Origin of the sequence: Paludibaculum fermentans (assembly GCF_051172195.1) — a bacterium.
Taxonomy (GTDB): Bacteria; Acidobacteriota; Terriglobia; order Bryobacterales; family Bryobacteraceae; genus Paludibaculum; species Paludibaculum fermentans_A.
On sequence record NZ_JBPJAQ010000004.1, the window covers coordinates 91,896 to 103,664 of the forward strand.

The following is an 11,769-nucleotide window of genomic DNA, read 5'->3' on the forward strand; positions in this document are numbered from 1 at the left end:
ATCCCCTGGCAAAGGTCAACCCCGAGATTTCTGAGGAGATGCCAAGCCGCGCAAATCCCCTCACCCCGACCTCACTTCTCCCCCAATTCCCGGATTAAGCTTTCTTCAGTCACAGGCGCCGAAAATCTATATTTCCTTTCAATTCAACACCCACCTCTCCAAAACGGCCACTATCCCTTGACCCCACCAGCTACAGTGGAATCGCGCCGGCACCTACGCCGGCATTTTTCATTGACAAGGAGATTTTAGTTATGGCAACCGCAGCTCAGATCAACGCCAATCAGGCCAATGCGAAACGGTCCACCGGCCCCGTCACCATCGACGGCAAGGCCCGTTCATCCCAGAACGCCCGCAGCCACGGCTTCACCGCCCAGCACCTCAACATCACGCCCGAGGACCGTGCTCAATTCCAAACCCTCGAAGCCGCCCTTCGCCTCGACACCAGGCCCGCGAACTGCCTGGAAGAAGAGATCTTCCACCGCATCCTCACCCACACCTGGAACCTGCGCCGCATCGAATCGTTCGAATGCATCATTCTTGCCGAAACGGACCCATTGGCCGAAACCAACACCCACGCCGGCGAACTCGAACGCTACGCCTGCTACCGCCGAGACCTCGAACGTGGCCTCTATCGCGCCATCAAAGAGCTGAGCAGACTCCAAACCGAGCGCGCCGCCTTGGGCCAGCAGCACCCCGATGTCGTCAAAGGCATCCGCGAGAACGTCCCCTTGGCCGAAGTCACCCGCCTGACCAAGAACACCGAGGAGCTCTTCTTCTACGAAGGTTACGGCCGCCCTCGCCGGGCCCTCGAACACCTCACCACCGGCATCGATTCCAACCATCCGGACAACCAGGACCCCATCGCCGACCTCCAGCCGATCCGGGTTCCACGCAACGAAGCCAATCTGGTTGGCCCGGACGGCCTGCCCAACATGAACTACGACGTTGCCGGCCTCTGAACACCACGCCAACAGAAGTTCGGCAAGTGGACGAAACGAAGCCGCTGACGCGCGCCGCCGCCGTTCACCCCCAGCCGGAACCCCTCCGGCCACGCTCTTTGACAATCAAACCTGTACCCCGCCACCCCGGCGGAGCCTGGGCCACGGTCGCAAACGGAGCCGCAAACGTAAGTGCGCGGATACCCACCGTAAGCTCCCACTAGGTTCAGCAGCGCGCCCCGGAGCCCGGGCATCGGGCGCAAACGGAGCCGCAAACGTAAGTGCGCGGATACCCACCGTAAGCTCCCACTAGGTTCAGCAGCGCGCCCCGGAGCCCGGGCCACTCGCGCAAACGGAGCCGCAAACGTAAGTGTGCGGATACCCACCGTAAGCTCCCACTAGGTTCAGCAGCGCGACCCGCAGCCTGGGCCACGCGCGCAAACGGAGCCGCAAACGTAAGTGCGCGGATACCCACCGTAAGCCCCCACTCGGTTCAGCAGCGCGACCCGTAGCCTGAGCGACAGGCACCCCGGCGAAACGAAGCCGCCGTCCAACCCAAAGCCCAAGGCCTCCGGAAGGAGGGCGGAGGCCCTCGTCCGCAGTCGGCCCCCTGGCCGACTCTCTTCTCTCAATAGAAGAGCTCAGTGGAACCGACACCGCCCCAACCGTAGCCGCAACGTGACGAAACGAAGCCGCCAGCCACACCCCCCGTCCCTCGTGCTCTCGCAATAAACACGACAACCGCCGCTCACCGGTTATCCCCAGGGGTGGCATGTGATAAGATTCCGCTTCGTTCTGGCTACTCCCACCATGCAGACTTGGGTTCAAAATTATAATCCTCTCAATAACGAAGTGCTCTCCACGATCGTCTCGGCGCTTCCCGTCCTGGTGCTCTTTTATCTCCTCGCTATCAAAAAAATCGCCGGCCACTGGGCAGCCATCTCCGGCCTGGTGACCGCGATCCTGGTGGCTCTCGTAGTCTTCCGCATGCCGCCCACGATGGTCCTGGGCGCGACGGCGCATGGGGCTGTCTACGCCGCTTTCTGGATCGCTTGGGTGGTGGTGGGCGCTGTCTTCGTCTATGACCTCACCGTGGAAAGCGGCCATTTCGAGACCATCAAGGGCTCCATCGGCGGGCTCACCGACGACAGGCGTCTGCAACTCCTGCTGATCGCCTTCGCGTTCGGTGCGGTGCTGGAAGGCGCGGGCGGCGGCGGAGCTCCCGTGGCGGTAACAGCCTCCATGATGATTGGTCTGGGTTTCCGGCCTTTCGAAACGGCGGTCGTTTGCCTCATGGCGAACACAGCCCCCGTGGCCTGGGGCGGCATGGGCAATCCGGTACGCACCCTGGCCGCCGTAACCGGCCTCCCCGAATCCGACCTGAGCGCGACCATGGGCCGCATCCTGCCGCCCATTGCGCTGATCCTTCCCTTCTGGATGGTGAAGACGCAGGTGAGCTGGAAAGACACCTGGAAGGTCTGGCCGGGCTGCCTGGCCGCCGGCGTGGGCTTCGCCGGGCTCCAGTTCTTCTGGTCCAATTTCATCGACGCTTCCCTCGTCGATATCGTCAGCGGCATGGGCGCGCTGCTGATCTGCGCGGTCTTCTTCAAGATCTGGAAGCCGAAGGAAGTCTTCCGCTTTCCGGAGGAGCGGAACCAAGCCAAAACCGTCTGGAAGAAGTACACCACAGGCCAGGTCTTCCATGCGTGGTCGCCCTTCCTGCTCATCGCTGCATTCGTTGTACTTTGGGGCCTGCCGCCCGTGAAGAAAGCGATCAGTGGGACGAGCGTGCAGGTGCCGGTCCCAGGCTTGCACCTGCTGGTGACGCGGACGGCGCCTGTGGTGACGACGGACGTGCAGGAGAAGGCCATCTTCGATTTCGCCTGGCTGGCCTCGGTCGGGACGGCGACGTTTCTGGCAGGCGTAGTGGCCGGACCCGTACTCGGCCTGTCGATCCCCGTGACGTTCCGCGTCTTCCGCAAGACGTGCTATCGAATGCGCACCGGATTCCTGGCCATCATGGCCATGATCTGCCTGGCATATGTCGTGAGGTACTGCGGCATGGACGCCGTCATGGGACTGGCCATGACAAAGACAGGCGTGTTCTATCCAATATTCGGGACACTCATCGGCTGGATGGGCGTGGCGCTCAGCGGTACGGACGCGGGCTCGAATGCGCTCTTCGGCAATCTTCAGGTGGTGACGGCCAACAAGCTGGGATTGAGCCCCGTACTGATGGCCGCCGCCAACTCGACCGGGGGCGTGATGGGCAAAATGGTGGGCGCGCAGTCGCTGATCATCGCCTGTGTCGCCGCGGGCATCGAAGGCCGGGAGGGCGACCTCTTCCGGGCCGTCTTCAAACACGGTCTTGTCCTGGCGGCGCTAATCGGGCTCATCGTGACGTTGTACGCCTACGTCCTGCCCGGCATGGTCGCTCACAATCATCATTTCTGGTAATCGGCCGGACTCCGGCCTTGATTCTCTGATATAGAAAACAGGAGACAGGCAAGTATGAAACGACTCGCACCGCTTGCCGCAGCGCTTGCGGCTATGCTCGCATGCCCGCTATTCGCGCAGTTGGGCATGTTCAGCAAGGAACAACGCGTCGACCTGACGCGGGAATGGAAAGGGGAGCGCTTCCCCGACGGCCGGCCCAAGGTGCCGGATGCTGTTGTCCAGCGGCTGAAGACGACGAGCGCGGAAGAAGCCTGGGGCACCATGCGGGGAGCGGGCTATCATCTGCAGTTTGAGGGCGGCTGGAAGACACTCAACGTGACGCCCGGCAAGCGCCTGGTGGGGCGCGTGGTGACGGCCCAGTTCATGCCGTTGCGGCCGGACGTGAATAACTTCATCAACGATCACGGCAAGCAGGAAGGGCGTGTCGGACGGGGACAGAACTCCTGGGTAATCGACACGCTGGTGAAAGACGACGTAATGGTGGTCGACCTCTACGGCAAAATCAAGGACGGCACCATCATCGGCGACAACCTGGCCACCTCCATCATGACGAAGACCGGCACCGGTCTCGTCGTGAACGGCGCTGTCCGCGATCCAACCGGCATCCTGGACATTCCGGGATTCCAGGTCTACACGCGGGACTTCCATCCCAGTGCGATCGCCGAAGCCATGTTGACCGGCATCAACGTACCCATCCGGATCGGCGAAGTGACGGTGCTGCCCGGCGACATCGTGGTGAGCGATCCCGATGGCATCACGTTCATCCCCGCGCAGCTGGCCGAGAAGGTAGCGGATGAAAGCGAATTGACCCAACTGCGCGACACCTGGGGCCACCAGATGCTGCGCGAGCAGAAGTACACGCCAGGCGAAGTGGATGCCGGGTGGTCGCAGAAGATGGTTGACGAATTCAACAAATTCGCCGAGTCAAAGGGTTCGAAGATGCGGATGAAACCGCGAGGGAATTGAGATGACTCGAAAATGGTGGAAGAACCGGCGCGGCCTCAGCCGCCGCGGATTCCTGGGGAGCGCCGCCGGAACGGCCGCCCTGGGCACGTTTTGGGCGAATGACACGATCGAGGCCTATCAGAATAACGTCAAAACCGCTGGCAAGCCGTCGGATCTGAAGATCACGGACCTCCGTTTTGCCCACGTGATTGGCGCGCCCATGCGGGCGCCGATTATCCGGATCGACACGAACCAGGGCATCTCCGGCTATGGCGAGGTGCGTGACGGCGCAAGCGTCACCTACGCCCTGATGCTGAAATCGCGGCTGCTGGGCCGCAATCCCTGCAATGTGGACAAGATCTTCCGCGAGATCAAACAGTTCGGCTTCCACGCACGGCAGGCCGGCGGCGTCTGCGGCGTCGAGATGGCGCTGTGGGACTTGGCGGGCAAGGCCTACAACGTGCCCGCGTACCAGTTGCTGGGCGGCAAGTTCCGCGACAAGATCCGCCTGTACTGTGACACGACGGAATCCCACGACCCCAAAGTCTATGGCGAGCGCCTGAGGAAACGCCGCGACGAAGGGTTCACGTTCCTCAAAATGGACCTGGGCGTGGATCTGGTGGAGAACATCCCCGGCTGCGTCTCGGCTCCGCTGGGTACGAATCAGCGCTCTGCCACACTGGTGCCACACATGTTCACCGGCATGGAGATCACTGAGAAGGGCATCGGCCTGATGTGCGACTACGTCGGGCAGATCCGTGAAATGGTCGGGTGGGACATTCCTCTCGCTGCCGATCATTTCGGACATCTTGGTGTGAATTCATGCATCCGCCTGGGCAAGGGCCTCACCAAGTACAACATGGCCTGGCTGGAAGACATGGTTCCCTGGACGCAGACTGAGCTGCTCAAGCAGATCACCAATGCGGTGGATATCCCGATCCTGACCGGTGAGGACATCTACCTGAAGGAGCCGTTCATCGAACTCTGCCGGAATCACGCAGTGGATCTGATCCAGCCCGATCTGGCGACCTCCGGAGGCCTGCTGGAGACGAAGAAGATCGGCGACGTGGCGATGGAGCTGGGTCATGGCATGGCAATGCACTTCGCGGGCACGCCCATCTCCTTCATGGCCAACATCCATTGCGCGGCCGCGACCGAGAACTTCATCGCCCTGGAGAACCACTCGGTGGATGTGCCGTGGTGGAAGAATCTGGTCACCGGCAACGAACAGCCTATCTACGACAAGGGCTGGGCCGTGGTGCCGGACAAGCCTGGGCTGGGTGTCGAACCCAATCCGGATGAGGTAAAGAAGCACCTCGCGCCGGGGACGGGCTACTTCGAGCCCACTGAGAACTGGAACAACGAACGGAGCTGGGACCGCCTGTACAGCTAGACGGCCGCCAACCGGTGGAGCTCCCGCCCAGTCTGCGAAGGGCTCCACCGCCCGCTCCCGCCTTATCTTTCGCCCTGCTAGCACACCCCCGCATCTCTTCGCATTTCTTGCGCCCCAAGCCATGAGTAAGCTGGAAGTGTGAAATACGTCCTGCTGATTGTTCTTGTGGTTCTGCTGCTGGCCGCGCCAGCGACGTTGTTCTTCCTCTCGACGGCCCCCACGCTGGAGCTCACTCCGGCGCCCAAAGGCCTGGGGGTAGACAACCAGATAGCAGTAAAAGTGACGAGTCCGCACGGGGTTCGTTTTGTGACGATGGTCCTCACACAGGGCCAGGCGCGCAGCGTGGCCACACAGGAACAGCCGGCCGACCGCTGGATGTTCTGGAAGAAGCACCTGGCTCCCTCGACACAGACACTGCACCTGACCGCGAAGAAGGAGCAGGGCTTCCAGGGTGGGCCGGCGAAGCTCGTGGTGGAGGCGGCCGCCAACGACCTGCGATCGTCCAGTGACACGAAAAGCTACGACGTCTTCATCAGCATGGAACCGCCCAGGCTCAGCGTGGACGACCTGGAGCACATCATCAATCAGGGCGGTGCCGAACTGGTAACCTTCACGGTCTCCGGCTACTACACAGAGTCCGGTGTCATGGTGGGGAACTACCGGTTCCACAGCTTCCCCATGCCGGGTGCCAAGAGCGAAAACGACAGGTTCTGCCTGTTCGGCTTCCCCTGGGATGTGCCCGCGGATACGCGGCCGCTGGTGTATGCCAGCAACCCGGGCGGGCAGCAGGTGACCGCGCCGTTCCGGGTGAAAATGCACGCGAAGAAGTTTAGAAAGAGGGAGTTGGACCTGTCCGATGAGTTCCTGCAGAAGGCGGTCAGCGAGATCGATCCCAGCGGGACAGGCAGCATGCTGGACCGCTTCCTGCGTATCAACGGCGAGCTTCGTAAACAGAACAACAAAACACTCGCCGATCTGCGCAACCAGTCGGAAAAACGCATGCTCTGGACCCCGCCCTTCCAGCAGTTGTCGAACTCCAAGGTCGAGGCTTTCTTCGCCGACGTGCGGACGTACAAGTACAACGGGAAGAAGGTGGACGAGCAGGTTCACCTGGGCTTTGATCTGTCGAAGGTGAAGCAGGCGCCCGTGGTCGCTTCGAACTCCGGCAAAGTGGTTTGGGCCGACCGGTTGGGCATTTACGGCAATTGCGTGGTGGTGGACCACGGGTACGGCCTGCAGTCCATTTATGGGCATTTGAGCAAGATCGAGGTCACCAAAGGCCAGATGGTGGAGCGTGGTGGAGAACTGGGGCGCAGCGGCGCCACGGGTCTCGCGGGCGGTGACCATCTGCACTTCTCAATGCAAATCGACGGCGTACAGGTGAATCCCATTGAGTGGTGGGACGCCCACTGGATTAAAGACCGAGTAATGAGCAAGCTGAATCCCGCGCCATCCGGCAGTGCAAGCTCCGAGACGACAAAGGACACATCGGAAGCCGGGCCCAAGCAGGTGGGCCATACGCAGAAGAAGCAACGTAAGCGGCGGTGATAGACTGCCGGGTATGCAGCGCAGATTAGTCCTGATCTTCCTGGCCGCTTGTCTGTTCGGAGCCGAAGGTCCTTATGATCCGAAGGCGAATCCGGCGACAGACCTGAAACGAGCGATGGAGCGGGCCCGCCAGGAGAATAAGCACGTGTTGCTGGATGTCGGCGGCGAATGGTGCAGCTGGTGCCATCGTCTGGATCGCTTCTTCGCCGCAAATGCCGAGTTGCTCGCGTTCCGGGAGAGCCGTTTCGTATTCCTGAAGGTGAACTTCAGCCCCGAGAACGAGAACAAGGAGTTCCTCGCCCAGTACCCGAAGATCGAGGGCTATCCCCACTTGATTGTTCTGGATTGTAACGGGAAGCTGCTTCGGTCCCAGGAGACGGATGTCTTGGAAGAGGGGAAAGGTTACAACCTACAACGGTTTAACGATTTCCTGAAGAGTTGGGCGCCGAAACGGTAGTGCCGCTTCAAGCTGAACGACGATCCGCCGAGTGCCCGTCGACGGTCTCGGGATAGCGCTCCAGAAGCACATCCACTTCCGACACCTTGCTGCGGTTCTCCAGCAGCCAGACGGCCTGGCTGTCGCTCAATCCCGCGTGGCCAAGAAACCGGGATCCGTGCAAACCGCTCTTTGGAAACCACTTCTGCGTTTCCAGATTAAACTCCAGGTGGATGCGCGGGAATGCCGCCTGCAGCCGCTGACGCAGCGCTTCACGGTTGGGCTCTGGAGTTCCGTTTGCCGTATCCATCGAAAGGACCTATCCTCTGGACATGCTGAGCATAGCTAAATGTGGAGCAGATTCGCAAGCTTAATCCACCTGGGGATTCGACAATGGACGGCTCCGGCTCCTACTGTAAAGAGATGAGGATTGTGATCAGCGACCTGGATGGGACGCTGCTGGACCACGACACTTACGCCTGGAGTGAAGCGGAGCAGGCGCTGGAGCTGTTGAAAAGAAAGGGCATTCCCCTTATTCTCTGCACCAGCAAGACGGCGGCGGAAACGGACGAATGGCGGCAACAGATGGGGCTGCCTCACCCTTATGTCGTAGAGAATGGAGGAGCCGTCATCATCCCCCCCGGTCAATTGGGCACCCAGGGAGGCGGCCGGGAGATGATTCTCGGGACACCATACCCGGACCTGGTCGCGGCTCTACGCGCGGCGAGTGTGGAGAGCGGCTGCCGGGTGGAAGGCTTCGCCGACTGGAGCGTCGAGAGGATCGCGGAGATCTGTGAGATGCCCGTCGAAAGGGCCGCCTTGGCGAAGCAGCGGCAATATGACGAGCCTTTTATACTGCGGGATGCGTCGCGCGAACGGCAGCTCATCCAGGCGATCGGCGCGCAAGGTTACCGGACGACGCGCGGAGGCCGGTTCCACCATATCCTCGGCGAGAATGACAAGGCTGCTGCCGTACGCCGCCTGCTGGAGCTCTACCAGGCTCAAACCGGCCCCGTGGAAACCATCGGGCTGGGCGACGGCCTCAACGACGTGGAGTTCCTGAAGATGGTCGATCACCCGGTACTGATTCGCTCACCCCGCGTGGAAACGCTGCGGGCCGCCGTACCAGCAGGCCAGGTGACCGCAAAGAGCGGACCGGCCGGCTGGAACGAGGCCATTCTGGGGCTATTCGCGGACCGCAGTTAGAGATGACGCCACAGCGGCTCCTCCGGTTCGGCCGCATGGCGCGTGTCTTCTTCCATGAAGCGCTGCACCGTCTGGCGCCCACCCAGCCCAACGGCCAGGCTGGCCGCCAGCGCTGCTCCACCGACCACAATAATGAAAGCGGCCAGGAACACGTTGGGAGCGAAGCCCAGGGTGTCTGAGGCTGCCACGATGGCAATACAGACCACGAGGGCCCGGACACCGGCCGCAATCCGGCGCGCGTGCGGTAGTGACTCGTTGTGAGCCCAAACCAGGATGGCCCGGCCGAAGTAGCGGCCCAGCCAGATACCGGCGAGGACGATCACCCCGGCGGTGACCACCTTGGGGAAGAGGAAGACCGCGGTCTCGACGAATTGAGTGGTGAGCTTGGTGTCAAAGACACTCAGCGCGGAGAGCACTCCTCCGGCGAAGACAAGCCAGAATATGCATTCGGCCGCAATAGACACCCCATGGAGATGGCCGGAGTCGTCGACCACCGAACTGATGCCCGTCTCGCGAAGGAAACGGTCGAACGCGACGCCTTTGAACAGGCGAGTCAACAGCCACTGACAGAACTTCGCTAGTAGGAACGCGAGGACGAGGATGGCCGCGGCCACAATGAGGGGCGGCAGATAAGTGGTGATCTGGGTGTAGAAGCGGGCGATGACCCTTTCCAGCACTTCCTGTAGAGTACGGATCATGGGTTAAACCTCCAGTTCTTTCTGGCCGGCGGCAACGTGTTGCGGGAGCACTGTTTCCGGAACGGATTTCGGCGTCGGACCCGGTGCGCCGGACCACTGCGCGATCAGCCGCGGCTTCAAAGCTTCAAAGGTCAGGCACAGATTCTCGACACGCTGGTCCACCTCGGGCGCGGTCAGGTCGCGTGTTTCAATCACAAACGAGGCCACTCGACCCAGATACAGCGGGGTGAGGGACCGCAGCAGGGTACCCCGATCCAGGCGGCGCTTATGATGGGCGCAGGCGAACTCGAAGATCAGGCGAACCCACAACTCATCCTCGATATGGAAGGCAGCCGGGGTCGCAGTCGCCATGGCCAGCGCGTCTATCTGCTCAAGGGTTTCGGGGGACAGCGCCAATTGCCAGACTTCCTTCAGCTCCTCGCAGCCGCGGCGGAAGCTGACCAGCATCCGGTCGAGGTTGACCTCGATGGGATCCAGGCCGACGTCATAGCGGAAGCCGAACAGGTCGATGTCCTGGCTGCCGGAAATGCGGCTCCAGGCGGGCTCGTACTCCTGCATCAAGGTAAAGACACTACCGACCACCTGCTGGAGCATGGCGCTGAGATCGGAGCCGGGGTCCTTGGCATCGTGTAGCTTCGCGCCGAGGAAGCTCTGGCAGACGCGGAAGCCCTCGGCCACGGCCACGGTGGTCATCCAGATATCAATGCCGTAGCGGGCGACATCCGTCTCCCAGTCGTCGCGCTCGAGATAGCGGCGCAGCAGCCGGAGCGAAACCCCGAAATCGCCGCCAATGGGCTGGCGGAGGCGATGGCCATACAAGGCGCGGGTCAACGGGTAAACGATGCTGTTCGTGATGGTGCCGTCGTACTTGTGCCTGTGATAGTAAGGCGCGACGAAGTCGTACTCGGCATGGACGACAGGCCGCAGCAATAAGTCGATCCACTCCGGCGTAATGGAGCGCAAGTCGGAATCGACTACCGCACACGCCTTCGCGCCGAGATTGGAGGCAATCTGGAAGATCAGGCGAAACGCAGAGCCTTTCCCCGGAATGCCGTGATACGGCAAGGAGAGGCGGTTCACAGGTTTCACCGGGGTGGAGAGCATCAGCAGGCGGGCATCCTGCATGGAGGCGGAGAGAACCACGTCCCTGGTGCCATCGCTGGAACCACCGTCGGAATTCACAATGACAGCCGTATATTGTGGGAAATACTTGAGCAACCCGGCGTGGGCCGCCTGCACAACATGGCCGATGGTGCGCGCGTTGTTGTAACTGGGGATGCCCACGACGATGTCGGCGCTTTTGAGCTCCTTCAACGCGGCCTGCGCGGAATCGGGTATTACGATTTTGGCCATGGCTTCGTTTCGACCAGCACGAGGCCCAGGCATCCTCGCGAAGCAAGGACACGAGCCCAACTGGTCTATCTCCAGTTTTGGGGTTGGGGCCGGTGGCGGGAATACAGGGTAGGGAGTAGAAGATGACGGGAAATCCTGTATACCCCGTCTGACGGAGGGCGAGCAGTCCTGCCCGGTTCAGATCCTCCGCTAAAGCGAGCAAATGGCGAAACGCCTGATCGGCCGCGGCTTTGGCTGCCGGGTGAACCGCTGGACCAGCATCGCGGGAAACGCAACATTCCAGCTTTGTAGTAATGTTTCCACTGGATACATTGGAGGGCGACATGACCATTTTTATCGTTTTACTCTCCGTGACACTTCTACTGAGGGGTTTGGGCGCTCTAGGCGTGGACGCATTGGCCAATTGGGGCCTTTGCCTGCGGGGAGGACTGGCAGCAATGTTCCTGTTGACGGCTTCGGCGCATTGGGGCAGGCGGAGGCCGGACCTCATCCGCATGGTCCCCCCGGCGTTCCCGAGACCGGACGTGATCGTGACCTTGACGGGCTACCTGGAGATTCTGGGGGCTGTCGGACTCCTGCTCCCAACGACCGCGCGTTTGTCGGCCGCCTGCCTGGCCGTTCTCCTGCTGGCGATGTTCCCGGCCAACATCCGGGCGGCTCGGGAGCACTTGAGCATTGGCGGCCAAGCGGCAACAGCTTTGTGGCTGCGCACGGCACTTCAGGTGATATTTGTGGCTGCCCTGGCCGCAATCGCGTTGGATGCGTTTGCCTGAATCCCGCACGCGATCCCAGCCT

Annotated in this window: 11 protein-coding genes; 8 read left to right on the forward strand and 3 right to left on the reverse strand. The window is 61.5% G+C overall.

The annotated features are described in order from the left end of the window. Nucleotides 1-251: 251 nt before the first annotated feature. The 6 genes from ACR9Y2_RS37155 to ACR9Y2_RS37180 all read left to right on the forward strand — a co-directional run bounded on the left by ACR9Y2_RS37155 (nt 252) and on the right by ACR9Y2_RS37180 (nt 7,738). Nucleotides 252-959, forward strand: a complete 708-nt coding sequence (locus ACR9Y2_RS37155) for a hypothetical protein (RefSeq protein ID WP_435046974.1) — start codon at nt 252-254, stop codon at nt 957-959. A 789-nt stretch (nt 960-1,748) separates the two neighbouring features. Then, complete coding sequence (locus ACR9Y2_RS37160) at nt 1,749-3,395, forward strand: L-lactate permease (RefSeq protein ID WP_435046975.1); 1,647 nt, start codon at nt 1,749-1,751, stop codon at nt 3,393-3,395. A gap of 54 nt (nt 3,396-3,449) precedes the next feature. Then, entirely contained in the window at nt 3,450-4,361 is a 912-nt protein-coding gene (locus tag ACR9Y2_RS37165; RefSeq protein WP_435046976.1) for an RraA family protein, read from the forward strand. A 1-nt stretch (nt 4,362) separates the two neighbouring features. Continuing rightward, on the forward strand, nt 4,363-5,733 hold the full coding sequence (locus ACR9Y2_RS37170) for a mandelate racemase/muconate lactonizing enzyme family protein (RefSeq protein ID WP_435046977.1): 1,371 nt from the start codon (nt 4,363-4,365) through the stop codon (nt 5,731-5,733). Nucleotides 5,734-5,871: 138 nt separating this feature from the next. Next, nucleotides 5,872-7,281 (forward strand): M23 family metallopeptidase, encoded by a 1,410-nt coding sequence (locus ACR9Y2_RS37175; RefSeq protein WP_435046978.1) that lies wholly within the window; start codon nt 5,872-5,874, stop codon nt 7,279-7,281. A 13-nt stretch (nt 7,282-7,294) separates the two neighbouring features. Continuing rightward, nucleotides 7,295-7,738: a thioredoxin family protein gene (locus ACR9Y2_RS37180; protein WP_435046979.1), complete on the forward strand. Its 444-nt coding sequence runs from the start codon at nt 7,295-7,297 to the stop codon at nt 7,736-7,738. A 7-nt stretch (nt 7,739-7,745) separates the two neighbouring features. Here ACR9Y2_RS37180 and ACR9Y2_RS37185 read toward each other — a convergent pair whose 3' ends face one another. Further along, on the reverse strand, nt 7,746-8,027 hold the full coding sequence (locus ACR9Y2_RS37185; protein ID WP_435046980.1) for a hypothetical protein: 282 nt from the start codon (nt 8,025-8,027) through the stop codon (nt 7,746-7,748). A gap of 113 nt (nt 8,028-8,140) precedes the next feature. Here ACR9Y2_RS37185 and ACR9Y2_RS37190 point away from each other — a divergent pair, with 113 nt between their 5' ends. Further along, nucleotides 8,141-8,923 carry an HAD-IIB family hydrolase gene (locus ACR9Y2_RS37190; protein WP_435046981.1) on the forward strand — a complete coding sequence of 261 codons (783 nt, stop codon included), beginning with the start codon at nt 8,141-8,143 and terminating at the stop codon, nt 8,921-8,923. Here ACR9Y2_RS37190 and ACR9Y2_RS37195 read toward each other — a convergent pair. Together ACR9Y2_RS37195 and ACR9Y2_RS37200 are read right to left on the reverse strand one after the other, a co-directional pair. Further along, nucleotides 8,920-9,621: a mechanosensitive ion channel family protein gene (locus ACR9Y2_RS37195; RefSeq protein ID WP_435046982.1), complete on the reverse strand. Its 702-nt coding sequence runs from the start codon at nt 9,619-9,621 to the stop codon at nt 8,920-8,922. The two genes, ACR9Y2_RS37190 and ACR9Y2_RS37195, sit on opposite strands and share 4 nt — an antisense overlap. Before the next feature lie 3 nt (nt 9,622-9,624). Continuing rightward, nucleotides 9,625-10,974, reverse strand: a complete 1,350-nt coding sequence (locus ACR9Y2_RS37200; RefSeq protein ID WP_435046983.1) for a glycosyltransferase — start codon at nt 10,972-10,974, stop codon at nt 9,625-9,627. Between the two features lie 323 nt (nt 10,975-11,297). Between ACR9Y2_RS37200 and ACR9Y2_RS37205 the strand changes: the two genes are divergently transcribed. Next, nucleotides 11,298-11,747 carry a DoxX family protein gene (locus tag ACR9Y2_RS37205; RefSeq protein ID WP_435046984.1) on the forward strand — a complete coding sequence of 150 codons (450 nt, stop codon included), beginning with the start codon at nt 11,298-11,300 and terminating at the stop codon, nt 11,745-11,747. The last annotated feature ends 22 nt before the right edge of the window (nt 11,748-11,769 follow it).